This window comes from Comamonas sp. UBA7528 (assembly GCF_002479375.1).
In the GTDB taxonomy this organism is placed as follows: Bacteria; Pseudomonadota; Gammaproteobacteria; order Burkholderiales; family Burkholderiaceae_C; genus Comamonas.
Window position 1 is genome coordinate 88,649 of sequence record NZ_DLMU01000004.1, and the last position, 25,333, is coordinate 113,981.

Sequence of the window (25,333 nt, forward strand, 5' to 3'; positions counted from 1 at the left end):
TGAAGCCAGGCACACGGGAGCGCTGGCGTGGAAGTTGGCTGCAGCCCGCGCTCTGTTGTGCTTCAATGCTCAGCCCAGCTTTCGTTTTCTTCTGCCATGGCGAATTCCTGCGCCCTGGTGTGGCTGCGGCGCGACCTGCGCTGCGATGACCATGCCGCGCTTTATCACGCGTTGCGCCGCTTCGAGCGGGTGTATTGCGCCTTTGTCTTCGACACCGACATCCTGAACGCGCTTCCCCGCAAGCAGGACCGGCGTGTGGAGTTCATCCACGCCAGCGTATTGCAGTTGCACGGCGCGCTGCAGGCCTTGTCTGCCGCTGCGGGTGTTCCCGGTGGCGGGCTGATCGTGCGGCATGGCAGCGCTGCAGAATGCATTGTGCAACTGGCCCGCAGTCTGGGCGTGCAGGAAGTGCTGACCAACCGCGACTATGAGCCTGAGGCCATGGCACGGGACCAGCGGGTGGCCCAGGGCTTGGGGGAGCTGGGCATTGCGTTCAGCGACTACAAGGACCAGGTGCTGCTGGACCGGGACGAGGTACTGACGCAGCAAGGCCAGCCCTACAGCGTGTTCACGCCCTACAAGCGGGCATGGCTGCAAAAGCTGGACGCCTTCCAGCTCAAGCCATATCCGGTGGCGCGCTATGCCCACCATCTGGCCCCGTTACCGGCGGAGGAACGCTTGCCGACGCTGGAGCAGCTGGGGTTTGAGCGTACCAACCTGCAGGCCTTGCCCATGCCGGCGGGCATGGACGGTGCGCAGCAGCTGTTACAGGACTTTCTGCCGCGCATGCATGCCTACCAGGAGGCGCGGGACTTTCCCGGGCGCAAGGGCGTGTCCTATCTTTCCGTGCACCTGCGCTTTGGCACGGTGTCCATTCGCGCCTTGGCAAGTCTCGCACTGGAGCGAGCCGTGCAGGGGGATGAGGGGGCGCAGACCTGGCTGTCCGAGCTGGCCTGGCGCGATTTCTACTTCATGATTCTGTGGCACCACCCCCATGTGGTCACCCAGTCTTTCCGCCCGGAATACGAACGCGTGCTGTGGGACGATGCCCCACAGCTGTGGCAGGCCTGGTGCGAGGCACTGACCGGCTACCCGTTGGTGGATGCTGCCATGCGCCAGCTGCACCAGACCGGCTATATGCACAACCGCTTGCGCATGGTGGTGGCCAGCTTTCTGACCAAGGATCTGGGCATTGATTGGCGCCGGGGCGAGCGCCACTTTGCCGAGCACCTGAACGACTATGACCTGTCGGCCAACAACGGCGGCTGGCAGTGGGCGGCATCCACTGGCTGCGATGCGCAGCCCTGGTTCCGCATCTTCAACCCCGTCACGCAGTCACAGCGGTTTGACCCGGATGGCCGCTTCATCCGCCGTTATGTGCCGGAGCTGGCCAGGCTGCCGGACAAGCACATCCATTTCCCGGCGGGAATGAAGCCGCTGGAGCTCCAGGCCTGCGGCGTGCAGCTGGGCGTGAACTATCCACATCCTGTGGTGGACCACGCCAGCGCCCGGCAGCGGACGCTGATGCGCTTTCATTTTCTGCAAAGCGACCGGTAGGGCGAAAGCGAACCCTGCGCAGAGCTTACGGCAGAGGGCTGCGGCGGTGAAACAAGATGCAAAACAAATCTTATACAATGATATTAATTCTCATTAACGATTTGTGCGCTGCGGATCTTGGGCCACAGCTACGCGAAGGGCATTGTGGGTACCGCAGAGTTCACGCTTCAAAAGCAGGTCAAGAGCTTGTACACCGACCACCATGGTTGGTTGCACGGCTGGCTGCGCTATCGCCTGAATGATGCGACGAATGCCGCAGACCTGGCGCACAACACCTTTGTACGGGTGATCGCCCGTCCCCGCAGCTTCAACACCGGCCCGGAAGCACGGGCCAGGCTGGATACCCGGGCCGAGAGGTCGGAGGAATCCGTCACCCAAGGCGCAGCCAGCCTGCTGCAGGCGCTGTATGAGACTGACGCCATGCTGCTGCGCCAGTCATCCAGGGCTGCCCGCGCCTTTTCCCCAGGTAGGGGGCTGCAGCATGGCGCACCGGGAAGTCGCACGCGAATGGTGTGTGTTTTCTCGCATGGAAGCATTTTGATATGAAGTCCACTTTGACATCTCGCACTCCTTGGCATGCCGTGCTGCGCATCGCTGCTGCGGTCCTGGGCGGCTACATGCTGACCTGGGGCTTTATCGCGTTGGCGACAGCCGGCATGTTCGCGCTGGGCATGGAATTTCACGATGCAGAGCATCTCAGCTACATGCTGGGGATGCTGCTGTATCTGAGCGCCTTTCTCTGGGCGTTCGCAGCACCACGGCTGTCGCGTGTGTGGTTGGTTTTTGCTGGTGGTGGCGCACTTATGGCCGTCCTGGCTTCGCTGCTGCAATCGCAGTTGACTTAGGAGTGGAGCTGATGTTTCAAAGTTTTCGCCATGCCATGACCTGGCTGCACACATGGTTTGGTCTGGCCCTCGGATTTGTGCTGATGGCGTGTTTCTTTTTTGGATCGCTGTCGGTGTTCGACCGGGAAATTGACCGCTGGGCCATTCCTGCCTCACGCTTCGCACCGCAGCCCATGCCGTCCTTTGACAAGGTGCTGCGGCCGGTGTTCGAGGACATGCAACCCAGCCAGCGCAGCATCGAGTTCATGCGGGACAAGGTGAACGGCCCCATGCCAGAGCGCTTCGATACCGTGCGCAACTGGGGGGCGTACACCACGCACCGGGATCCGATGCTGAGCCTGTTTGCGGGCTATGTGGTGCCCAACGCCAAGAATCCCGATGACGCGGTGCGAGGCAACCGCACCATCGACCCGCGCAGCGGCGGCGCGTTGCCGGATGACCAGCTCAAGATCGGCAGCGGTTTCCTCTATCCCTTGCACTACAGCCTGACCTTCTACTGGAAGGGCCTGGGCTTCTGGATCGTCGGATTCGCGGCCTTGATGATGCTGGTGGCACTGGTGACCGGTGTGGTCATGCACCGCAAGTTCTTCCGCGAGTTCTTCACGTTTCGCCCCAAGAAGGCGGTGCAGCGCAGTGTGCTGGACCTGCACAACATGATGGGCGTGCTGGCGCTGCCGTTTCACTTCTTCTTCGCCTTCACCGGTCTGGTGATCTTCGCGGGGATCTATTTCCCGGTGTCGCACACCCAGTTGGAGCCGCTGCACGAGTTGCACGAGCAGCATGAGGCGCAGACCACAGGGCTGCCGCATGACCGTGCCGGTGTGGCGGCGCCGCTGGCGTCGGTGGATGACATGGTGCGTGAAGCCCAGCGGCGATGGGCCGCCAAGGGCATGGCCGGCGAGGTAGGTCTGCTCTCGCTGCGCCACGTGGGGGACGCCAATGGCTATGTCAGCGTCTTCCGGGCCGGTACGGACCGCATTGCGCTGGTGGGCGACGGCATCCATTTCAAGGCCAGTACCGGGGAGCTGCTGCGCGAAGACCCGCCCCGTACTGCGGTGGACAGCCTCAACACCTTTCTGACCGGGCTGCACCTGCAGCACTTCCGCCACTGGCTGCTTCGCTGGCTGTACGTGCTGGGCGGGTTGATGGGGTGTGTCTGCATCGCCACGGGCTTTATTTTCTTTGTCGAAAAGCGCAAAAAGCAGCATGCCAAGCAAGGTCGGCAGGGCAGTCGCATTGTGGATGCCCTTGCGGTGACCACCGTCACGGGCATGCTGATTGCCACCTGCACCATCCTGATTGCCAACCGCCTGCTGCCTGCATCACTGCCCAGCGGATGGCCGCCTCGGGGCGATCTGGAGCAATACCTGTTCTGGGCCGGATGGGTGGCAGCAATGGCGCATGCCTTCTGGCGCAGCGCACCCGTTGCCAGCGGGCAGCCGAACCCCGCCTGGGGTGAGCAGTGCTGGGCCGTTGCCGCCATGGCGGTGCTGGCCGTGGGGCTGAACTGGATCACGACGGGAGACCACCTGCTGAAGACCGTGGGCGAGGCCTACTGGCCGGTGGCGGGCGTGGACCTGAGCCTGTTGGTCTGCGCGGCCCTGGCCGCAGCGGCTGCTCGCAAGCTGGCGCTGCGTGCAGCGGCTGTGGGTCCGGTGAACCGTCTGGAGGCCGCCCATGCTTGAAGGACCGACGGCTGCGCTGTTTCTGGTGGTGGCCTGCTTGGCCTGCTGGGCGGGCATGGGCTGGCTGGCCCTGGCGATGGACGGGCATTGGGAACAGGTTTTCCAGGCAGAGCAGCCGCAGAGCGTGGTGTGGCGGCTGCGTGCCCAGGGTGCCGCAGGGCTGGCGGTGGGCTTGGTGCTGTGCCTGCAGGCCGACCATGCATCGATGGCCGCCTTGGTGTGGGTGATGATCCTGGCCGCTGCGGCATTGTCTGTGGCGATGACACTGTCATGGCGTCCGGGCTGGCTGGCATGCTTGGCCTGGGTGACGCGCAAGGCGTAGAGGTTGCAAGCAGCGGGATCGGTCGCATGCCCGTATGCGGGCGATTCCGGGTGTGAGAAGGGATGCTTCTCCCATCCAGCCAGGCATTGCTGCAGCCTGGCGAGGCAGCCAGCAATGGAAAGGCCGGTGGTACGCGCCATCCGTGCCGTTAGCCGCCATGCGCGCCTTGCTCCGGGCGATCACGGCATTCACCCGTGCGCATGGCTTCAGGTCACTTTTCGCACTTCGGTGGCGGCAGGCTGCAGCACCGTGCCATCCTGGGCGTGCGGTGCCATGGGGGGCACCGGCTGGCCCGTGCGCTTGTCGATCAGCACCGAATGGCGTTCGCTGGGCGCAAACAGGTGCTGTTCGCCCCATTGGCGCAGCGCCACCACCACGGGAAACAGGCTCTCGCCCTGCGGTGTCAGCACGTATTCCTGGTAGGCCGAGCCATCCGAGGCGTCCTGCATGGCCAGGATACCGGCGTCGACCAGCTTGCGCAGCCGGTCGGACAGAATATTTTTGGCCATGCCCAGGCTGCGCTGGAAGTCGCTGAAGCGGCGCATGCCGTCGAAGGCATCGCGCACGATGAGCAGGGACCAGCGATCCCCGATCAGGTCAACAGAGCGCGCAACGGGACAAGGTTGCTCGTTCAAGGATTTACGGGCTGGCATGGTGTCTCCTGCAGGGTGGGCGGCAGCGGGCTGTTTGGTTGCATTTTAAAACTACATGCCTTAGCATCATTCTGGTTTTGTTTTGAAACTAGATTGAGTGAGCTTGGACCATGAAGGCCTGCACCGCACCACCATCGCCCCCGCCGTTGCCACAGCGCTGTGCACCGGCGCAGTCTGCAGACATGCCCCGCAGCCTGGTCTGGCTGTTCGCCGTGGCCAGCGGCCTGAGCGTGGCCAATGTCTATTACGCGCAGCCCTTGCTGGATGCGCTGGCGCAGGACTTTGGCATCAGCCATGCGGCGGTGGGCGGTGTGGTCACGGCTACACAAGCCGGGTGTGCGCTGGCGTTGCTGCTGCTGGTGCCTCTGGGCGACCGGGTGGAACGCCGCCGCCTGATGGCCCTGCAGCTGCTGGCGCTGGCCGCTGCGCTGGTGGCCGTGGCCATGGCCCAATCGATTCCCGCATTGCTGGCGGGCATGCTGGCGGTGGGTTTGCTGGGGACGGCAATGACGCAGGGGCTGATCGCCTATGCCGCCAGCGCGGCAGCGCCCCAGGCGCAGGGGCGTGTGGTCGGCGCGGCACAGGGCGGGGTGTTCATCGGCCTGCTGCTGGCCCGGGTGTTTGCCGGGGGCATCAGCGATGTGGCGGGTTGGCGCGGCGTGTACCTGTGCGCCGCCGCGCTGATGCTGCTCATTGCCTTGCCGCTCTGGAGGCGGTTGCCTCTGTTGCCTGCAGCGCCCGATGCGATGGGCTATCCGCGACTGGTTGCGTCCATGCTGACGCTGCTGTGGGAAGAGAAGGTGCTGCAGGTGCGCGGGGTGCTGGCGCTGCTGATGTTTGCGGCATTCAACATCTTCTGGAGTGCGCTGGTGTTCCCGTTGAGTGCGCCGCCCCATGGCTTCTCCCACACCGCCATCGGCGCGTTGGGCCTGGTCGGTGCGGTGGGGGCGCTGGCTGCCACGCGCGCCGGGCAATGGGCGGACCACGGCCATGCGCAGCGCACCAGTGCCGCAGCGCTGGTGGTGTTGCTACTGGCCTGGTGGCCGCTGTCGCTGATGGAGCGTTCGCTGGGTGCGTTGCTGGTGGGCATCGTGCTGCTCGACATGGGAGGGCAGGCGCTGCACGTGACCAACCAGAGCATGATTTTCCGCATCCGGCCCGAGGCCCACAGCCGGCTGGTCGGCCTCTACATGCTGTTCTACGCGGTCGGCAGTGGCCTGGGGGCGATTGGCACGACGCTGACCTATGCCCGTGCGGGCTGGCAGGGCGTGTGCCTGCTGGGGGCTGTGGTCAGTGTGCTGGCGCTGCTGTTCTGGTGGGCGACGCTGCGGTTCACACCGCAGGAAATGCAGCAGGGATCGCCGTAGGCACCGCTGCCGACCACGAAGCAGGAATGAACCATGCATGAACCAGGAAGGATAGATGCTCGAATGAACGAACTGGAGCTTTTGGCCCATGCCGATGTGCGCGGGCGCCGCTACACCGAAGCCCACGGCCGGCGCCGCGCATTTCCGTCGGAGGACGCGATTGCCGCATTGGCGGCCTTCGATGAGCCGCTACCCGAACAGGGTTTGCCGGCGGAAGCCACGCTGGCGCTGCTCGACGATGTGGGGTCCCCTGCAACCACGGCATCCAATGGGCCACGCTATTTCGGGTTTGTGATCGGCGCGGCATTGCCCACCGCTGCGGCGGCGGAACGCTTGATGCTGGCGTGGGACCAGTGTGCCTCGACCTTTGACAATTCTCCGGTGTCGGCCACGGTGGAGCGTGTGGCAGCACGCTGGGTGCTGGATGCCCTGGATCTGCCGCGGGACAGCGCCGTTGGCTTTGGCACCAGCGCCACGGCCTGTACCTTGACCGCCCTGGCCGCAGCGCGGCGCGAGTTGCTGGCACGGCAGGGCTGGGATTTTGACGGCCAAGGGCTGCATGGCGCGCCGGAGATACGGGTGGTAGTTTCCGCGCTGGTGCACATTACGGCCAAGAAGGCGTTGCGTGTGCTGGGCTTCGGGCTGAACCAGATCGTCCATGCGCCGGTCGATGACCAGGGGCGGGTGGACGTGGCGCAACTGCCGGCGCTGGATGCACGCACCATCCTCTGCCTGCAGGCCGGTGAGGTGAACACCGGCGCCTTCGACCCCTTCGCGCAGATCCTGCCGCATGCCAGAGCGGCGGGGGCATGGGTGCATGTGGATGGCGCTTTCGGCTTGTGGGCGCGGGCCTCCTCGCTGGCCCACCTGACCCAGGGCATCGAGCTGGCCGACAGCTGGACGACCGACGCGCACAAATGGCTCAACACCCCTTACGACTGCGCCATGGCGATTTGCCGTGATGCGCGGGCCCTGGCCGAAGCCATGAACAGTGATGCGGCCTATTCCAGCGCCAGCGTGGATGCCCAGAAAAATCTGACGCTGGAGTTTTCACGCCGGCCCCGCGGGATTCCGGTGTGGGCGGCATTGCGCAGCCTGGGCCGCCAGGGCGTTGCCGAGCTGGTGGAGCGGCATTGTGCGCAGGCGCGCCGCTTCGGGGAAGGCCTGGCGCAGGCCGGGTTCGAGGTGCTCAACACCGTGACGCTCAACCAGGTGCTGTTCCGCTGCGGCAGTGACGCACACACCCATGCGGTGCGCGTTGCAGTGCAGGCTTCTGGCGAGGCATGGTTCGGCGGCACCCTGTGGCAGGGACGGCCTGCCATGCGCATCAGCGTGTCGTCCTGGCGCACGCGGGACGACGATGTGGAGGCGCTGCTGGCCTTGCTGGAGAGGGTGGGGCGGGAAAGCGCTGTGGGTCGGTGAGCGGCCATGGTGTGCCGCCCGGCCGGTCAGGTCCAGGCGCTCCGGCAGGAGCAGGCCGGAGCGGTGTGCCCCGGCTGTGCCCCGGCTGTGCCTTTGTTACTCCGCCAGTGCGTTCACCAGATCGGTTTCCAGCTCCAGCTGGGCAGTGTTGTTGCCCAGCGTGGGGCCCTGGATCAGAAAGCTGTCCTCCACCCGTTCGCCCAAGGTGCTCACCTTGGCCAGCTGCACGCTGACGCGGTGTTCGGCCAGCACGCGGGCCACGGTGTAGAGCAGACCGGCACGGTCGCTGGCGGAGATTTCCAGCAGCCAGTGCTGTGATTTTTCGTCCGGCTGCAGCACCACGCGCGGCGGCATGGGGAAGCTGCGCACCCGGCGCGAGACGCGGCGGCGCGCCGGCGGGGGCAGGGGGCCTTCGGCCTCGATGGCGTGGGGCAGGCCTTCTTCGATCAGCGCAGTCAGCTCGCGCCAGTGCACTTCCAGCGGCTCGCTGGTGATGACCTGGAAGGTGTCCAGCGCATAGCCGTTGCGTGCGGTGTGGATGCGTGCGTCCAGAATGGAGAAGCCCGAGCGGTCGAAGTAGCCGCAGATGCGGGCAAACAGGTCGCTGCGGTCGGGCGTGTAGACCATGACCTGCACGCCTTCGCCGGCCAGCGACTGGCGCGCCCGCACGATGGGGGTGGGCGTGCCCACATAGCGGCCCAGGTGGCGGGCGTGCCAGGCGATGTCGGCGGCCTCGTGGCGCATGAAGTAGCTCACGTCCAGCGTGTTCCACAGCAGCTTGTGCGATTCGTGCGGCTGGGCGCTAAGCGCCAGCTGCACCAGGGCTTCGCGCTTGCGCGCCTCGACCAGGGCCTCGGCGTCGGGCGCCCGGCCGCCCAGCATGCGCACGGTGGCGTGGTACAGGTCTTCCAGCAGCTTGCCCTTCCACGCGTTCCAGACCTTGGGGCTGGTGCCGCGGATATCGGCCACGGTCAGCAGGTACAGGGCGGTGAGGTGACGCACCGAACCCACGCGGGCGGCAAAGGCACGGATCACGTCGGGGTCGGTGGTGTCCTGCTTTTGCGCCACCTGGCTCATGGTCAGGTGTTCGCGCACCAGAAACTCGACCATCTGCGCGTCGTCCGCGTCCACGCCGTGCTGGCGGCAGAAACGCTTCACCTCGATGGCGCCGATCTGCGAATGGTCGCCGCCCCGGCCCTTGCCAATGTCGTGGAACAGGGCGGCGAGGTACAGCAGCCAGGGCTTGTCCCAGCCGCTGGCCAGCTGGGAGCAGAAGGGGTATTCATGCACATGCTCAGCCATGAAGAAGCGCCGCATATTGCGCAGCACCATCAGCGTGTGCTGGTCCACGGTGTAGACGTGGAACAGGTCGTGCTGCATCTGGCCGACGATGCGGCGGAAGGCCCACAGGTAGCGCCCCAGCACCGAGGTCTGGTTCATCAGCCGCATGGCGTGGGTGATGCCGCTGGGTTGCTGCAGGATCTGCATGAAGGTGGCGCGGTTGACGGGGTCGCGGCGGAAGGCTCCGTCCATCATGCCGCGTGCCGAGTACAGTGCGCGCAGCGTGCGCGCGGACAGGTCGCGCAGGCCGGGGGAGGTCTCGTAGGTCAGGAAAGTGGCCAGGATGGCCTGGGGATCGCGACGGTACAGATCGTCGCTGGCGACTTCGATCAGGCCGTCCTTGTCGAAGAAGCGGTCGTCGATGCGGACCATGGCACCCTGGCTGGCTGGGTACAGGCGTTCCTCGATGTTCAGCAGCAGGATCTGGCTGAGCTGGGTGACGGCCTTGGCTGCCCAGTAGTAGCGGCGCATCAGTCCTTCGCTGGCGCGCACCGGCATGCGCTGGCCGGTGCGCTGGTGGCTGTGAAAGCCCAGCTGTTCGGCCACGGTGGTCTGCAGGTCGAACAGCAGGCGGTCTTCGTGCCGGCCGGTGGCTGCGTGCAGGCGGGCGCGGATGTGGCCGATCAGCGCCTCGTTGCGCTCCAGCTGCTGGGCTTCGAAATGCGTGGCGATGCCGCTCTGGGCCAATTCCTTCCAGCTGCTGCCCAGGCCGGCGGCCTTGGCCACCCAGAGGATGGTGTGCAGATCGCGCAGGCCGCCGGGCGATTCCTTGCAGTTGGGCTCCAGTGCGTAGGCGGTGTTCTCGAACTTGTTGTGGCGCTGGCGCATCTCCAGCATCTTGGCGGTGAAGAAGGCGCGCGGGTTGAGCAAAGCACGAAAGCGCTGCTGCATCTGGGCGAACAGGGCCAGATCACCGTCGATCAGGCGCGACTCCAGCAGCGCGGTCTGGATGGTGACGTCGGCCGCGGCCTCGTCCACACATTCCTCCACGGTGCGCACGCTGGAGCCGATTTCCAGCCCGGTGTCCCAGCAGGCGCCGATGAACTGCTCCAGCTGTGCTTTGAAGGGGCTGTCTTCGCCAGCGGGGTGTTCGGGCACCAGCACCAGCACGTCCACGTCGGAGGCGGGAAACAGCTGCGCACGGCCATAGCCGCCCACGGCGATCAGGGCCACGCAGTCCGGCAGGCCTGTCAGCTGGCGCAGCGCCTGCAGGTGCTGGTCGGTGCGCTCGGACAGCTTGTGCAGCAGCGGGCGCACGCTGCGTTTGGCAGGGGCGGGCTGTTGGAACTGCTCTACCAGCGCGGCCTTGTCCTGGCGGTAGGCGTTGCGCAAAGCGGTCAGATCGGAGAGTGCGGGGGCAAGCGTGGTCATGTTGGCAATGCAAGCAAAAAACGTGCGCAAATGGTGCGGCGCTGGGGAGGCGTGCACCGCACACGTGCACTGTAGCGGCTCTGCGGACTTGCAGGTCTTTGGTGGGGAGGCTGATCGGGCTAGAGGCGTAAAAAAGCCGCTGAACCCCGGAAGGGTGCAGCGGCGGGCGGGCAGCGCAGCAGGGGGGCTGGGCGAAGCCGGGCTGGATCAGGTGCGCAGCGCGGTGATGAAGTCCGGCGGCGTGGGGGAGCCGTCCGACCAGGTCAGGATGTCATAGCCCGTCTTGGTGACGGCCAGCATCAGCTCCCACTGCGCGGTCAGGCTGTGGTCCTTGGTGATCACGGTCCAGCCATCGGGCATGGCCTTGATGTCCTTCTTGCCCAGGTTGAGCATGGGCTCGATGGTGAAGACCATGCCTTCTTCCAGCACCACACCGGTGCCGGGGCGGCCGTAGTGCAGCACCTGGGGCTCGTCGTGGAACACCTTGCCGATGCCGTGGCCGCAGTATTCGCGCACCACCGACAGGTTGTGCCCTTCGGCGAAGGACTGGATGGCGTGGCCGATGTCGCCCAGGGTGGCGCCGGCCTTGACCTGCTGGATGCCCTTCCACATGGCTTCGAACGTCAGCTGGCACAGGCGCTTGCCGGCAATTGTGCCGTCGCCCACGATGAACATGCGGCTGTTGTCGCCAAACCAGCCGTCGTCGGTGATGATGGTCACGTCCACATTGACGATGTCGCCCTTCTTGAGCGGCTTGTCGTTGGGGATGCCATGGCAGACCACGTGGTTGACCGAGGTGCAGACATAGGCCGGGTAGGGCGTCATGCCCGGCGGCTGGTAGCCCAGGCAGGCGGTCTTGGTGCCTTGCTGGGCCATGCGTTCGGCGCACAGATCGTCGATCTGCTGGGTGGTGATGCCGGGCTTGATGTGGGGGGTGATGTAGTCCAGCACATCCGAAGCAAAGCGGCCTGCGACGCGCATGCGCTCGATGTCTTCGGGGGTCTTCAGTGTGATGCTCATGCTGTCAATTATCCCATTGCGGGCTTGAACCTGCAGGGGCAAGGGGCGGGAGTGCCTCGGGTTAGTCCCAGGCACGGTAAAATCAGAGGCTCACCGATTCAGCGCTTTGGTTGGCCCCCTCGCAACAGGGGGCGGGCCAGGGTGCCCTTCACCAGCCTTCACATAAACAGGCCGCCACGTGACATTGCATCTGACACAGTTTGAGGGTGGAAACGCCCTGAGCTCGTTCCGCGCCCAACAGCTTCTGACCGACCTGGTCGCCATCCACCCCAAGATCACAGGCGTGTCCGCGCGCTTTGTGCATTTGGTGGCTACCGAGGGGACGCCTGTGCCCGCATTGCAAGAGCGCCTGTCGGCGCTCTTGACATATGGCGAGCCCTTTGAAGGCAGCGCCGATGGCGTGCCCTTCATCGTCACCCCCCGGATGGGCACGATCTCGCCCTGGGCTTCCAAGGCCACCGATATTGCCCGCAACTGCGGCCTGGAAGTGTTCCGCGTGGAGCGCGCCACCGAATACCGCGTGGCCCTGAAGTCGGGTCTGCTGGGCGGCACGCCCGAGCTGAGCATGGAACAGACGGCCCAGATTGCCGCCCTGCTGCACGACCGCATGACCGAGTCGGTGTTTGCCACGCGTGCCGAGGCCGAAAAGCTGTTCTCCGCACTGCAGGCTGCTCCGATGGAGTTTGTCGATGTGCTGGGCGGCGGTCACGCCGCGCTGGAAATCGCCAACAAGCAATGGGGCCTGGCTCTGGCCGATGACGAGATCGAGTACCTGGTCAACGCCTTCAATGGCCTGAAGCGCAACCCCACGGACGTGGAGTTGATGATGTTCGCCCAGGCGAACTCCGAGCACTGCCGCCACAAGATCTTCAACGCCAACTTCACCATCGACGGTGTGGCGCAGGAGAAGTCGCTGTTCGGCATGATCCGCAACACCGAAGCCGTGTCGCCTCAGCACACGGTGGTGGCATATTCGGACAACGCCTCCATCATGGAAGGCCACCAGGTCGAGCGCTTCATCGCCAAGTTCGATGCCGCCACCGGCGCGGCACAGGCTCCCAGCTACCAGAAGCAAAGCGCCACCAACCATGTGCTGATGAAGGTGGAAACGCACAACCACCCCACGGCCATCTCGCCCTTTCCCGGGGCATCGACCGGCAACGGCGGTGAAATCCGTGACGAAGGCGCGACCGGCCGGGGCTCCAAGCCCAAGGCCGGCCTGACCGGTTTCACGGTCTCCAAGCTGTGGGGCAGCGAAGTGGGCAAGCCCGAGCACATTGCGAGCCCGCTGCAGATCATGATCGAAGGCCCGCTGGGTGGCGCGGCCTTCAACAACGAATTCGGCCGTCCCAGCCTGACCGGCTACTTCCGTGAGTACGAGCAGCAGGTGGGCGATGTGACCCGCGGCTACCACAAGCCCATCATGATTGCCGGTGGTCTGGGCGTGATCGACGCCGAGCTGACCCAGAAGATTCTGTTCCCTGCCGGCACGCTGCTGATCCAGCTGGGCGGCCCCGGCATGCGCATCGGCATGGGCGGAGGTGCGGCCAGTTCCATGGCGTCGGGCACCAATGCCGCAGAACTGGACTTCGATTCGGTGCAGCGCGGTAATCCCGAGATCGAGCGCCGTGCGCAGGAAGTCATCAACCACTGCTGGCAGCAGGGCGCGCAGAACCCCATTCTGGCCATCCACGATGTGGGCGCCGGTGGCCTGTCCAACGCCTTCCCCGAACTGACCAATGACGCGGGCCGTGGCGCACGCTTTGACCTGCGTGCGGTGAACCTGGAGGAATCCGGTCTGGCGCCCAAGGAAATCTGGTCCAACGAATCGCAAGAGCGCTATGTGCTGGCGATCGCACCCGAATCGCTGGCGCAGTTCACCGCTTTCTGCGAACGCGAGCGTTGCCCGTTTGCCGTCATCGGCACGGCCACCGAAGAGCGCGAGCTGGTGCTGGAAGACACAGCTGTGGTGTCGGGCGACCAGAAGTTCCCGGTGAACATGCCCATGAACGTGCTGCTGGGCAAGCCGCCCAAGATGCACAAGGACGTGAAGACGGTGGAGCGCGAGCTGCCCGCCATCGACCTGACCGGCGTTCCGCTGGAAAAGGCTGTCATTGAAGTGCTGGCCCACCCCACGGTGGCATCCAAGCGCTTCCTGATCACCATCGGTGACCGCGCTGTGGGCGGCATGACCCACCGCGACCAGATGGTGGGCCCCTGGCAGGTGCCAGTGGCCGACGTGGCCGTGACGCTGGCCGACTTCAAGGGCTTCAAGGGTGAAGCCATGGCCATGGGCGAGCGCACGCCGCTGGCTGCCATCAATGCGCCCGCATCGGGCCGCATGGCTGTGGCCGAAGCCATCACCAACATGCTGGCGGCGCCGATCGAGCTGTCCAAGATCAAGATGTCGGCCAACTGGATGGCCGCCTGCGGCGAAGCCGGTGAGGATGCCGCTCTGTACGCCACGGTCAAGGCCGTGGGCATGGAGTTGTGCCCGGCGCTGAACATTTCCATTCCCGTGGGCAAGGACAGCCTGTCCATGCGCACGCAGTGGAATGACAACGGCGTGACCAAGAAGGTCACTTCGCCTGTCAGTCTGATCATCACCGGCTTTGCATCGATCGACGATGTGCGCAGCACGCTGACTCCGCAGCTGGACGCCACCGAAGATGACACCACCCTGGTGCTGATCGACCTGTCGCGCGGCAAGATGCGCATGGGCGGCTCCATCCTGGGCCAGGTGCTGAACCAGTCCGGCAACGAAACGCCCGACCTGGACCAGCCCAAGGACCTGATCGGCATGGTGGATGCTGTGAACGCCTTGCGCGCCAAGGGCCAGATTCTGGCCTACCACGACAAGGGTGACGGCGGCCTGCTGGCGACCGTGGCCGAAATGGCCTTTGCCGGCCATGTGGGCGTGGCGCTGAATGTGGACATGCTGATCACCGAAGGTGATGGCATCAGCGACAGCCGCATGGACAGCGGTGAGGGCAAGAACTGGGGCAACCAGGTGTCCGGCCGCCGCGAAGACCTGACGCTGCGCGCGCTGTTCAATGAAGAATTGGGTGCGGTGCTGCAGATCAAGACGGCAGACCGCGCCGAAGTGCTCCAAACCCTGCGCGAGCATGGCCTGGCCACCTGCAGCCACATCATCGGCAAGACCCGCCCGGTGTCGTCTGCCGTGGACATGGGCAAGGGCGAGCTGCAGGTCTGGCGCGATGCCAAGAAGGTGTTTGGCGCCACGCTGAGCGATCTGCACCAGGTCTGGGATGCCGTGAGCTGGAAGATTGCCCAGCAGCGCGACAACCCCGCCTGCGCCGACAGCGAACACGCTGCGGCAGGAGTGCCTGCAGACCCCGGCATGCATGTGCACCTGACGTTCGACCCGCAGGACAACGTGGCGGCGCCGTTCATCAACGTGGCGGCCAAGCCCCGCGTGGCAGTGCTGCGCGAGCAGGGCGTGAACTCCCATGTGGAAATGGCCTATGCCTTCACCGAAGCCGGTTTCGACGCGGTGGACGTGCACATGACGGACCTGCAGACCGGCCGTGCCCAGCTCAAGGACTTTGCGGGCGTGGTGGCCTGCGGCGGCTTCAGCTATGGCGACACCCTGGGTGCCGGCATTGGCTGGGCACGCTCCATCACCTTCAATGACCGCCTGTCGGCAGAGTTCCAGCAGTTCTTTGGCCGCACCGACACCTTTGGACTGGGCGTGTGCAACGGCTGCCAGATGTTTGCCGAACTGGCCGACATCATTCCTGGCGCACAGGACTGGCCGCGTTTCACGCAGAACCTGAGCAACCGCTTTGAAGCGCGCCTGTCGATGGTCGAGGTGCTGGAGTCGCCCAGCCTGTTCCTGCAAGGGATGGCGGGTTCGCGCCTGCCGATCGCCGTGGCACACGGTGAGGGTTATGCCAACTTCAAGTTCCGCGGCAACCAAGCCCAGGTGCTGAAGGCCATGCGCTACGTGGACAACCACGGCCAGGCGACCGAACAGTACCCGTTCAACCCCAACGGCTCGGCCGGTGGTCTGACGGCAGTGACCACGGCCGATGGCCGTTTCACCGCCATGATGCCCCACCCCGAGCGCGTGTTCCGCAATGTGCAGATGAGCTGGACGTCGGGCGACAAGGCCGAATTCAGCCCCTGGATGCGTGTGTGGCGCAATGCGCGCAAGTGGCTGGGTTGATCTTGATCTGATCAGCGCCTGTCCATGAGAAAGCCCCGCAGTGTGAAAGCTGCGGGGCTTTTTTGTTGCCGCCAGCATGCGGCGAAGCATGCTGTGTTTGGGACGTGCAGTGTTAATTGGATGAGCACGAGTGGCTATTGCATTGGGCGTGGTGGTTTGGCATACACCAGCAAACGCCCTTTGTAGCCTGCTTGCAGTTCGGTCTCCGTGCGGTCCAGCCGGGTTTCCGTCACGCCATAGCCGCGTTCGGCCATCTGGCGGCTGAAGGCGGCGCGGTTGCCGCGGTCAGGGTCGATGATCCAGATCTGCGCGCTGGCGCTGGCATGCTCGCAGATGTAGTTGGGCAGGCGCGCAAACTGATCCCGTTCGTACAGCAGGTCGCTGCCGATGATGAGATCGAACACCCCATGCACTGGAAGATCTGCCACGGGTGCAACAAAGCCGCCCGGCGAGCTACCCGCCAAAGCGGTGGTCTGGGCAGCTGCATCGAAATGGGCGGTGGCTTCGGCTGCTGCGGCAATCGATTCCAGCGCCCCCCATTGGCCCGCGCGGTATTTCATGGGCGGCAGGTCGTTCAGGCGCAGGTTCTCTTTCAGAAAGTCACCTGCCAGCGGGTGGCAATCGCTGGCCGTGATGTCCGCCCCCATACGGTGGCACACCAGGCTGGCCAGACCCAGTCCACAGCCCAGCTCCAGAATGCGCCGGCCTTGGATCACGGGCTGCTGTGCCATGTGGTTGGCCAGCTCGCTGCCGGAGGGCCATAGCAGACCGAACAGCGGCCAGATGGCATCCGAGATGCCCAGGCGCAGTGCGGCGCCGTCGGGGTCGAAGAATTGTTGCCGGTCCAGCAGGGAGCGAATTTGCATGTCCTGCGCGCCATCGATGTGAATGGACTCTTGTTTGGTCAGATACCCGGGCATGGGGTGCGGCGCGTCAAAACGGCAGCCGCTCAAGTGAAGGTGTCTGCAGTATGCGGTGTGAATGGCAAAACCGGACACCTGGCAGCGAATGTCCTTGGTGTGGGGAAAGCACGTTGCGGAACATGCCCCGTGTTCCACCACCGGCAGTCGCCTTGAAAAGACACGCCATGGCAGGGCTGGGCTTGCCCATGCTGTTCGGCGGTGTGGCGGCCTTGGGGGACGATATTGCACGGATGACCAAACGGAGGCTGGCAAAAGCACGTCCGTCCTGGACGATGCGGCCACTCAGACCCGGGTGGCCATGCCAAAGATGGCAGGATTGCCGGCAGGCGTGTATGGCGCAATGTGCGCAAGTGGCTGGGGTGATCCGGCATCCGGGATGCGTCGCAAGCAAAAGCCCCGCAGTGTGAAAGCTGCGGGGCTTTTGATAAGGGCACGGCGGGCTTTGTGCCTGCGGCCCTGCCCATGGCTGGCGGTCATGCGTCGCGCACGCGCAGTGCGGGACTGTGCCGGACCGGGTCTAGTCCACCAGCACCACCCCGAGCTTGGCGAGTTTGGCTGCCAGCACATCACGGCGGCGGGCTGCTTTGGCTGCGGTTTCGCTGACGGTTGCGATGGTTCTGGGGCCTTTGGAGGCCGCGGCCTTCACCAGTTCCGCCTTTCGAGCGGCTTCGGCCGCGACTTTGCGGTAGCTGGCGATCAGTTCTGCGTGTGCGATGGGTTGGGTCACAGGATGTCTCGTTCAATGGGGCGCCCATTGTCACGGCAAAACGCCGCAAGCGTGCGGAGGCGGGTTGCCTGGCAGCGTCGAGCCGCCGCAGCAGCGCCGTTTGAAGGCATGATGGCGGATATCGAAACCAACGGGGGCGTGTGATGGCGGGTGCAGGTCTGTTGATGTTGCTGGACGATATCGCCACGCTGCTGGATGACGTGGCGCTGATGAGCAAGACGGCGGCGGGCAAGAGCACGGCCATCCTGGACGACGTGGCCACACAGAGCAAGGTGGCGATGCAGAAGACGGCCGGGGTGCTGGGCGACGATCTGGCGTTGAATGCCGAGCAGGTGACGGGCGTGCGTGCCAACCGCGAACTGCCGGTGGTCTGGGCCGTGGCCAAGGGTTCGCTGCTGAACAAGGCCATTCTGGTGCCTGCGGCACTGTTGATCAGCGCGTTTGTACCCTGGCTGATCACCCCGCTGCTGATGGTGGGCGGCGCCTTTCTGTGCTTCGAAGGTGTGGAGAAGGTGCTGCAGATGCTGCACAAGCGCCAGCAGCATGATGTGCAGGAGGCGGTGCACGACGCCCAGGAGGCGGCTGAGAAGGGGGTAGCTCCGTCATCGGTGCATGCTGCCCGCGCAAAAGCCATGGATCCGGTGGCCTATGAAAAGGAAAAAGTCGCAGGCGCCGTGCGCACGGACTTCATTCTGTCGGCCGAAATCATGGCCATTGCGCTGGGCACGGTGTCGGCCAAGCCGCTGTGGGAACAGTTCACGGTGCTGGTGGCCGTGGCGCTGGCGATCACGGTGTTTGTCTACGGCATCGTGGCCTGCATTGTGCGGATGGACGATGTGGGCGAATGGCTGATGCGCAAGCCCGGTGCGGCTCTGCAAGGGCTGGGCCGGGGGCTGATCGCTTCCACGCCGTGGCTGATGCGCGGCCTGTCCATTGTGGGCACGGTGGCCATGTTCCTAGTGGGCGGCAGTCTGCTGGTGCATGGCATGGCACCCATTGAGCACTGGCTGCACACCCATATCGAACCTTTGGGCAGCGCGGCGGCGGCCATCGTCCCTTTGCTGGTGCATGTGGGGGTGGGGGCCGTGATCGGCGGCCTGGTGGTGGTGGTGGTGCACCTGTGGCACCGGCTGCGCGGTACGCAGCCTGCACACTGAACCAGGGCCTGTGGTGTGGCCCTGCTGTGGGAGGCTGGGGCCGCTTGGGTGTTGCACTGTCTTGGAGTGTTGCGGCTGTGCAACGCACTGTGCGGGTGCCGCACAGGGCTGGAAAAAGCTTGAGCTAGGGCAAATGCCAGTTGTCAGCACTTTGTTTCAATCAAGTCCAAGGGGAAATCACCCCGATTCAGTGACCCAAAGGAAACACCAAGATGAAGAAGACTCTGCTGGCAATTGCCGCTCTGACTGCCCTGACCTCCGGTGCTGCAATGGCGCAGCAGCAAGACGGCAACTGGATGGTGCGCGTGCGCGCCGTTCACCTGGACAGCGCTAACAAGGACTCCACCGGTCTGGGCTTGTCGATCAACAACAAGACGATGCCCGAGTTCGACATCTCTTACTTCTTCACGCCGAACATCGCTGCAGAGCTGATCCTGACCTACCCCCAGAAGCATGACGTGCGTTCCAGCGCACTGGGCGGCAAGATCGGTACCCTGAAGCACCTGCCTCCCACCCTGCTGGCCCAGTACCACTTCACCAACTTCGGTGCCTTCAAGCCTTATGTGGGCGCTGGTATCAACTACACCCGCTTTTCCAGCGTGGACATTGCTGACGGCGCTGCCGACGTGAAGCGCAACAGCTGGGGTGGTGCCCTGCAAGTGGGTTTCGACTATGCGCTGGACAAGAACTGGTCCATCAACTTTGACGTGAAGAAGCTCTACCTCAAGACCGACGTGAGCCTGGCTGGCTCGAAGATCGGCACCCTGAAGGTTGACCCCGTGCTGGTCGGCGTGGGCGTGGGCTACCGCTTCTAAGCTGTACGCTGGATCCTTTCAAAGACCGCTGCCTTGGCAGCGGTTTTTTTATGCGTTCACCCTGCTTCGCAGGCATCGGCTTGTCCGATCGGGAATGCCCTTCGCATGCCGGTGATGGGCTGGAGTTCAGACCGGACGGCTGCTTTCTGAGGGGAGGCCGGCGCAGTGTGGGCTTCAGCTGCCCAGCGCCTGACCGACCAGGCACAGCCCGCTGACCACCAGCAGTCCGCAGATCACTCGGCGCAATGCGCCAGGGGAAACACAGCGTGCCAAGCGATTGCCCAGCAGCACGCCGGCGACGGCCACGCCCATCAGCAGCAGCCAGCGCTGCCACAGTTCGGCCTGTGACAGGCGCCCGGATGCGCCCATGGTCAGCAGCACGGTGCACGCGCTGGCGGCAATCACCACCGGTGTGGTGGCACGCAGGGCCTGCATGTCGGGCAGTCGCCGGCTGAGCCAGGCGACGACCAAGGGGCCGGCAGTGCCAAACAGCATTTCCACCAGGCCGATGGCGCCACCCATGGCCGCAGCCCAAGGGGTGGAGGCTGCGCTGCCCGTACGCAGAGGGGCCGGAGCGGCGCGCAGTGCGTGCAGGCCCACGGCGGCCACATAAGCCCCCAGCACCAGCAAAGGCCAGCGCGCCGACAGCACCTGGCTGAGCCACAGGCCGGCCAGGGCGCCGGCGACTACGCCCGGCAGCAGGCGGCGCAGTTCGGCCGTGTTCACCTTGCGCAGATTCAGCCCACCGTGCAACAGGGATGCAGGCACATCCAGCAGCAGGGTCAGGGCCACCACCTCCGGCAGCGGCCAATGCCAGGCCAGCAAAGGCACGACGACCAGGGCCGAGCCAAAGCCGGTGATGCCCAGCACCACATAACCCGCCAGCACGACGGCGGCGGGGTAGAGCAGCTCGGGCATCAGGCCACAGCGCCAGAGGCCATGGGCGGCATTGCAGCGGGCCAGCTCTCTGCCTGCTCCAGCCCGGCATCGGCATCCAGCGGGTACATCGGACGGGGCAGTTGCCGGAAGGGGAACAGGCTGTAGTCCGAGCTGCAGACTCCCGGACCGCTGACCAGCACGATGTGCCTGGCAAATGGCTCAAAGCCGGCGCGGAAATGCTGGCGCGATTTGAGCAGCACGTACCTGGCCTGGGCCGGATCCACGCCGGCGTGGGTGAAGACGCCGGTGTCGTAGGGTTCCTGCGGGCGCTCGGAGATGAAGATGCGCACCGTGCCCACACGCAGCACGGCCGTGCGGCCCAGGCTCAGGCGCATGCCGGTGTACATGGGGCCGGTGACGGTGTAGTCGCCATCGGTCAGCCGCTCCACCACGCCGCACAGCCGCAGCGGCTGGCCTTGTAGCTGCAAGGCGGGCATGTCGGTCTTGCCGCCCACATCCAGCGTCACTTCGGCACCCACGCCGGCTTCAAACAGCGTGGCCACGCTGGCCGGGTCACAGAACGGGCCCGCCACCACATCTTCCAGGCCCTGTGCCAGCACTTCCTGCAGCACCGCCATGATGTCGGTGGTGCCGCCGGCGCCGCAGTTGTCGCCGTGGTCCACCAGGATCACCGGGCCCTGCGGCAGGCGCTTGGCCTGGGCAATCGATTCGGCCACTGGCGCGGCGGGAAAGACAAAGTCCGCGCGGCGCGCCCAGGCCAGGGTGCACAGCTCGTCCAGCAGTTGCTGGCCCTGTGCCAGGCGATCGCGCTCGGTCACGATGGCCACGGAGAAGCCGGCGCAGGGAATGTCGGACAGCGGAAAACCGCCAAACACCGAGGCGTTGCAGACCTCGCCGTCACGCTCCGCCTGCATGGCGCGGTCCATGATGTCTTTCATGGGCTGCATGGCCGGTGTCTGGCGCAGCATATGCGTCAGCATGGGCAGGCGGCGCCACAGCAGCACCGGGGCGCTGCGGCGCTCCAGCAGCGCGCGGATGCTGCGGCCCACGCGGGCCCCGGTTTCGTACACATCCACATGCGGGTAGGTGCAGTAGCCGGCGATGGCCGTGGCGTGGCGGATGAGTTCGCGGCTGAAGTTGGCATGGAAGTCCAGGGCCACGCCGATCGGCAGGCCTGCCGGGGTGCAGGCGCGCAGGCGGCGCAGCAACTCGCCTTCGGCGTCGGCATAGCCGTCCACCACCATGGCGCCATGCAGGTCCAGCAAGATGGCATCGCAGCCTTGCTCGGCGCTGTGCACCACGGTGTCGCACAGGTGCTCGAAGGCTTCGCGTGTCACCAGGCCGCTGGGCACCGCGTTGGCGCAGACGGCAAAGTCCACGTCAGCGCCCATGTCGCGGGCCAGATCGAGGTAGGCGGCAGCAGCGCTGTTGGTGCCCTCGCAGGCCATGCGGGCGGCATCGCCGTAGGCGGGGCCGTTCGAGGTGGTACCGCGGCGAAAGTCGCTCAGCTGCGTGGGTACGGGCGAGAAGGTGTTGGTTTCGTGGCGAATCAGTGCAATGACGAATTTCATGTGTCAGCCCGTTGCTTATTGTTTTTCCAGACCCGATTTCTCGACCAGCGCCCCGTAGCGCCGGGTTTCCTGCTGCAAAAAGGCCCTGGCTTTGGCGGGTTCCAGCAGCACGGCGTCCAGGCAGAGCATGTCCATGGTCCTGGTGAAGTCCTCCTCTTTGGCGCCGGCCTTGAGGATGTCGTAGAGCTTGTCGATGACGGGCTGGGGCGTGCCGCTGCGCATGACCACGGACAGGTTGGACTGCACGCTCAGCGCCTTGGGGTTCTGGTCGCTTTGGGCTGCGGCCTTGGGAAATTCCTTGAGTGTGCGGCTTTGCAGCACGGCCACGGGCAGCACGCGGCCGCTGCGGGCGTGGGCGACGGAGGAGCCGACCACGTCCACATGCGCATCGGTGTGGCCGCCGATCAGGTCGGCCACGGCAGGGGGCGATCCGCGGTAGGGCACGATTTCGAACTTCAGTCCGTTTTCGCGGCGCCAGCTGTCCAGGGCCAGATAGGCGGCTCCGCCAATGGTGTTGACGCTGATGGACACCTTGCCAGGCCGGGCCTGGATGGCCTGCACCAGCTCGTCCAGGCTCTTGTAAGGCCCCTGTCCATTGACGATCAGCCAGTGCGGGTAGGTATTGAGCACGGTCACCGGGGTGAAGTCGCGGTCGCCGTCATAGCGCGCGTCCTTGAGCAACCAGCGGTTGATGTTCAGCGTGTTGTCGCTGGCCAGGAACACGGTGTGGCCGTCTGCCGGCTCGCGCATCACGGCCAGGGCGCCGGGTACGGTGGCACCACCGGTGACGTTCTCCACCACCACGCTCACCTTGGGGAAGGCTTTGCCCAGCTTGTGGGCCACCAGGCGGCCCATGACGTCGGCCGTGCCGCCTGGCGGGTAGGGCACTACCACCTTGATGGTGCGGCGGGGCCAGTCGGTTTGCGCGTGGGCAGCGGACATGCCCAGCACGGGGGCGAGGCAGGTGGTGAGGGCCAGGCCAACAATCTGGCGGCGAGAGGGGTGCATGCGTGTCTCCTTGTTATGTATTGCCGGTATGCGAGGTAGGCAACGCGGCGGAGTATAGAAACGCATGTCGATAAGGTCTAATATATATAAGGTCTATTGTTTATATAAAAACTATATGGATGAGCACCGTCTGAAATGCTTTGTCGCGGTTTACGAGCAAGGCAGTGTGTCGGCTGCGGCCGAGCGCCTGCACATGACCCAGCCGCCTTTGAGCATCTTGCTGCGCAAGCTGGAGGAAGAGCTGAAAGTGAGTCTGTTCGACCGTAGCGGCCATCGCCTGGTGCCGACCGCCACGGGAGAGCTGTTCTATCTGCGTGCCAAGGCATTGCAGGCCAGTTTGCAGGCCGTGCGGCGTGAGCTGCGCGAGGCAGAACAGGGATCGCGTGGCACCGTGCACATAGGCTGTGCCACGGCGGCCAGCCTGTTTCTGATGCCCCGAGTGATGGAGCAACTGATGGCGTGTGATCTGAAGATCACCGTGCATGTGCACGAGGGCGAGACGGGCTACATGCTGCAGCGTTTGCGGGAGCGCAGCCTGGATCTGATCATCTGCCGCAGCCAGTACACGGCGCCGGAGCTGCAGAACCTGGAGATCATGAACGAGCCGCTGCGGGTGGCGCTGCCTCCACAGCACCCGCTGTGCGAACACGCGCAGGTGCCGCTGGCGGCGCTGCGCCATGAACGCTTTCTGCTGCACAGCTCACTGCTGGGTACGGGCATTTCGGACATGTTGCTGCGCGCCTGCCAGCAGGCCGGATTCACCCCGGAAGTGGCGTACTGGGGCGTGGAGACCTTGCCCATGCTGTTGATGGTGCAAAAAGGGCTGGGCGTGGCGTTTGCCCCCGAAAGCTTTGCGCAACTGGGCGTGCAAGGCCTTCCCGCACTGGTGCCGCTGCAGGATGCCGGGCTGCGCACGCACCTGAACCTGATTTGGCAGCGTGCGCATGCGCTGCCCCCCGCGGCCGAGCGGATCAAGGCACTGATTCTGGCGCAATGCGGGGTGCAGCCGGCAGGGTGAGTGGCGTGCTTGGTTGGTTGCCAACGCATGGTAAACGCCCACAAAAAAGGCACGCCATAGCGTGCCTGGGTGTGAGGCCCTCTGCGCATGCAGAGGGTGGCCGGTGCGGCGCTTATTCGCGCTCGCCGCCCATGATGCCCAGCAGGGCCAGCAGGCTCTGGAACACATTGAAGATGTCCAGGTACAGCGACAGTGTGGCGCTGATGTAGTTGGTTTCGCCGCCGTCGATGATCTGCTTGAGGTCATACAGCATGTAGGCGGAGAAGATGCCGATGGCCAGCATCGAAATGGCCATCATGCCGGCCGTGGAGCCCACGAACACGTTGATGACCGAGCCCACCAGCAGCACCATGGCGCCGACGAACAGCCATTTGCCCATGCCCGACAGGTCGCGCTTGATCACGGTGGCCAGCGAGGCCATCACGAAGAACACGCCGGCCGTGCCCGCAAAGGCGGTCATGATCAGCTCGGAGCCGTTCTTGAAGCCCAGCACCATGGCAATCATGCGCGAGAGCATCAGGCCCATGAAGAAGGTGAAGGCCAGCAGCACGGGCACGCCGGCGGCGGAGTTCTTGGTCTTTTCGATCGCGAACATGAAGCCGAAGGCACCGACCATGAACACGATCAGGCCCAGGCCGCCGGAGAGCGAGCGGGTGATGCCGGTGGACACGCCGATCCAGGCGCCCAGCACGGTGGGCAGCAGGCTCAGCGCCAGCAGCCAGTAGGTGTTGCGCAGCACCTTGTGGCGCTGCTGCTGCGAGATGGCAACGCCAGCAGTGTCCCAAGAGGTGACGTGATCATTCATGGATAGGTTTCTCCTGTGTGTGGCTGCCGTTCAGGCAGTCCAGTGAATATGAGGGTGGAGGAAGGAAAGCGCAAGGGCCATGCGCTGGCACCCGTGGATGGACCTGGGCATTTTTAGGTTGTAATGTTTTGCGCTCAGGGTCGCTTTCGGTCCGGGTTTGCACATTATGCTGGTTGCTTCCTACTCAGCGCAAATATCTGCCTTACAGACCATGAAGACCAAGCACGAACTCGAACTCTCCGACGTCAAGAAGATCGCCGCCGCCGCCGAGGCAGAGGCCCTCAAGAACAAGTGGGCTGTGACCATCTCCATCGTCGACGATGGCGGCCACCTGCTGTGGCTGCAGCGCATGGACGGCGCCGCACCCATCTCCTCGCACATCTCGCCTGCAAAGGCCCGCACTGCCGCCGTGGGCCGCAAGGACACCAAGGCTTTTGAGGACATGATCAACAATGGCCGCACCGCTTTCCTGAGCGCGCCGTTTGTCGATGGCCTGCTGGAAGGTGGCGTGGCCATCGTCAAGGACGGCCAGGTGCTGGGCGCCGTGGGCGTGTCCGGAGTGAAGGCCAGCGAAGACGCACAAGTGGCCAGCGCCGGTATTGCAGCCCTGGCGCTGTAAGAAGCCCGGGTTTCCACC

General features: G+C 64.9%; 21 protein-coding genes. 12 read left to right on the forward strand and 9 right to left on the reverse strand.

From position 1 onward, the window contains the following. Positions 1-96: 96 nt before the first annotated feature. The 5 genes from B3349_RS04545 to B3349_RS04565 all read left to right on the forward strand — a co-directional run bounded on the left by B3349_RS04545 (position 97) and on the right by B3349_RS04565 (position 4,409). Positions 97-1,557, forward strand: a complete 1,461-nt coding sequence (locus B3349_RS04545) for a cryptochrome/photolyase family protein (protein ID WP_291586797.1) — start codon at positions 97-99, stop codon at positions 1,555-1,557. Between the two features lie 117 nt (positions 1,558-1,674). Continuing rightward, entirely contained in the window at positions 1,675-2,103 is a 429-nt protein-coding gene (locus B3349_RS04550; RefSeq protein WP_291586799.1) for a sigma factor, read from the forward strand. After that, complete coding sequence (locus B3349_RS04555; RefSeq protein ID WP_291586801.1) at positions 2,100-2,402, forward strand: iron uptake protein; 303 nt, start codon at positions 2,100-2,102, stop codon at positions 2,400-2,402. Before B3349_RS04550 ends, B3349_RS04555 begins: the two co-directional genes overlap by 4 nt. Positions 2,403-2,413: 11 nt before the next feature. Further along, positions 2,414-4,087, forward strand: coding sequence for a PepSY-associated TM helix domain-containing protein (locus tag B3349_RS04560; RefSeq protein ID WP_291586803.1), 1,674 nt, complete (start codon positions 2,414-2,416; stop codon positions 4,085-4,087). Then, on the forward strand, positions 4,080-4,409 hold the full coding sequence (locus B3349_RS04565; RefSeq protein ID WP_291586805.1) for a DUF3325 domain-containing protein: 330 nt from the start codon (positions 4,080-4,082) through the stop codon (positions 4,407-4,409). The genes B3349_RS04560 and B3349_RS04565 overlap by 8 nt, the downstream gene beginning before the upstream one ends. Before the next feature lie 206 nt (positions 4,410-4,615). Here the strand turns inward: B3349_RS04565 and B3349_RS04570 are convergent, their stop codons facing one another. Then, positions 4,616-5,062: a winged helix-turn-helix transcriptional regulator gene (locus tag B3349_RS04570; RefSeq protein WP_291586807.1), complete on the reverse strand. Its 447-nt coding sequence runs from the start codon at positions 5,060-5,062 to the stop codon at positions 4,616-4,618. 110 nt (positions 5,063-5,172) lie between these two features. Between B3349_RS04570 and B3349_RS04575 the strand changes: the two genes are divergently transcribed. Continuing rightward, positions 5,173-6,429: an MFS transporter gene (locus B3349_RS04575; RefSeq protein WP_414646852.1), complete on the forward strand. Its 1,257-nt coding sequence runs from the start codon at positions 5,173-5,175 to the stop codon at positions 6,427-6,429. A gap of 63 nt (positions 6,430-6,492) precedes the next feature. After that, positions 6,493-7,851 (forward strand): pyridoxal phosphate-dependent decarboxylase family protein, encoded by a 1,359-nt coding sequence (locus B3349_RS04580; protein WP_291586811.1) that lies wholly within the window; start codon positions 6,493-6,495, stop codon positions 7,849-7,851. A gap of 96 nt (positions 7,852-7,947) precedes the next feature. Here B3349_RS04580 and B3349_RS04585 read toward each other — a convergent pair whose 3' ends face one another. Further along, positions 7,948-10,563, reverse strand: coding sequence for a [protein-PII] uridylyltransferase (locus B3349_RS04585; RefSeq protein WP_291586812.1), 2,616 nt, complete (start codon positions 10,561-10,563; stop codon positions 7,948-7,950). A gap of 207 nt (positions 10,564-10,770) precedes the next feature. Next, the gene (map, locus tag B3349_RS04590) at positions 10,771-11,583 is read right to left on the reverse strand and encodes a type I methionyl aminopeptidase (protein ID WP_192333220.1); all 813 of its coding nucleotides are present in this window, start codon (positions 11,581-11,583) and stop codon (positions 10,771-10,773) included. 178 nt (positions 11,584-11,761) lie between these two features. Here map and purL point away from each other — a divergent pair, with 178 nt between their 5' ends. After that, complete coding sequence (purL, locus tag B3349_RS04595; RefSeq protein ID WP_291586816.1) at positions 11,762-15,772, forward strand: phosphoribosylformylglycinamidine synthase; 4,011 nt, start codon at positions 11,762-11,764, stop codon at positions 15,770-15,772. A gap of 134 nt (positions 15,773-15,906) precedes the next feature. Here the strand turns inward: purL and B3349_RS04600 are convergent, their stop codons facing one another. After that, positions 15,907-16,692 carry a class I SAM-dependent methyltransferase gene (locus tag B3349_RS04600; RefSeq protein ID WP_291586818.1) on the reverse strand — a complete coding sequence of 262 codons (786 nt, stop codon included), beginning with the start codon at positions 16,690-16,692 and terminating at the stop codon, positions 15,907-15,909. 520 nt (positions 16,693-17,212) lie between these two features. Beyond that, positions 17,213-17,422 (reverse strand): hypothetical protein, encoded by a 210-nt coding sequence (locus B3349_RS04605; RefSeq protein WP_291586820.1) that lies wholly within the window; start codon positions 17,420-17,422, stop codon positions 17,213-17,215. A 143-nt stretch (positions 17,423-17,565) separates the two neighbouring features. Here B3349_RS04605 and B3349_RS04610 point away from each other — a divergent pair, with 143 nt between their 5' ends. Together B3349_RS04610 and B3349_RS04615 are read left to right on the forward strand one after the other, a co-directional pair. Then, complete coding sequence (locus tag B3349_RS04610) at positions 17,566-18,579, forward strand: DUF808 domain-containing protein (RefSeq protein WP_291586822.1); 1,014 nt, start codon at positions 17,566-17,568, stop codon at positions 18,577-18,579. Between the two features lie 212 nt (positions 18,580-18,791). Next, positions 18,792-19,394 (forward strand): OmpW/AlkL family protein, encoded by a 603-nt coding sequence (locus B3349_RS04615; protein ID WP_066534637.1) that lies wholly within the window; start codon positions 18,792-18,794, stop codon positions 19,392-19,394. A gap of 174 nt (positions 19,395-19,568) precedes the next feature. Here B3349_RS04615 and B3349_RS04620 read toward each other — a convergent pair whose 3' ends face one another. Genes B3349_RS04620 through B3349_RS04630 form a run of 3 tightly spaced genes read right to left on the reverse strand, consistent with a single transcriptional unit; the run spans position 19,569 to position 22,873 of the window. After that, positions 19,569-20,312 (reverse strand): sulfite exporter TauE/SafE family protein, encoded by a 744-nt coding sequence (locus B3349_RS04620; protein ID WP_291586824.1) that lies wholly within the window; start codon positions 20,310-20,312, stop codon positions 19,569-19,571. Next, the gene (locus B3349_RS04625) at positions 20,312-21,865 is read right to left on the reverse strand and encodes a M81 family metallopeptidase (RefSeq protein WP_291586825.1); all 1,554 of its coding nucleotides are present in this window, start codon (positions 21,863-21,865) and stop codon (positions 20,312-20,314) included. The genes B3349_RS04620 and B3349_RS04625 overlap by 1 nt, the downstream gene beginning before the upstream one ends. Before the next feature lie 15 nt (positions 21,866-21,880). Then, positions 21,881-22,873 (reverse strand): Bug family tripartite tricarboxylate transporter substrate binding protein, encoded by a 993-nt coding sequence (locus tag B3349_RS04630; RefSeq protein ID WP_291586827.1) that lies wholly within the window; start codon positions 22,871-22,873, stop codon positions 21,881-21,883. A 115-nt stretch (positions 22,874-22,988) separates the two neighbouring features. Here B3349_RS04630 and B3349_RS04635 point away from each other — a divergent pair, with 115 nt between their 5' ends. After that, positions 22,989-23,891 carry a LysR family transcriptional regulator gene (locus B3349_RS04635; protein WP_291586829.1) on the forward strand — a complete coding sequence of 301 codons (903 nt, stop codon included), beginning with the start codon at positions 22,989-22,991 and terminating at the stop codon, positions 23,889-23,891. 112 nt (positions 23,892-24,003) lie between these two features. Here the strand turns inward: B3349_RS04635 and B3349_RS04640 are convergent, their stop codons facing one another. Next, positions 24,004-24,696, reverse strand: coding sequence for a Bax inhibitor-1/YccA family protein (locus tag B3349_RS04640; protein ID WP_066534625.1), 693 nt, complete (start codon positions 24,694-24,696; stop codon positions 24,004-24,006). Positions 24,697-24,907: 211 nt separating this feature from the next. Between B3349_RS04640 and B3349_RS04645 the strand changes: the two genes are divergently transcribed. Beyond that, entirely contained in the window at positions 24,908-25,315 is a 408-nt protein-coding gene (locus tag B3349_RS04645) for a GlcG/HbpS family heme-binding protein (protein ID WP_291586831.1), read from the forward strand. Positions 25,316-25,333 lie beyond the last annotated feature (18 nt).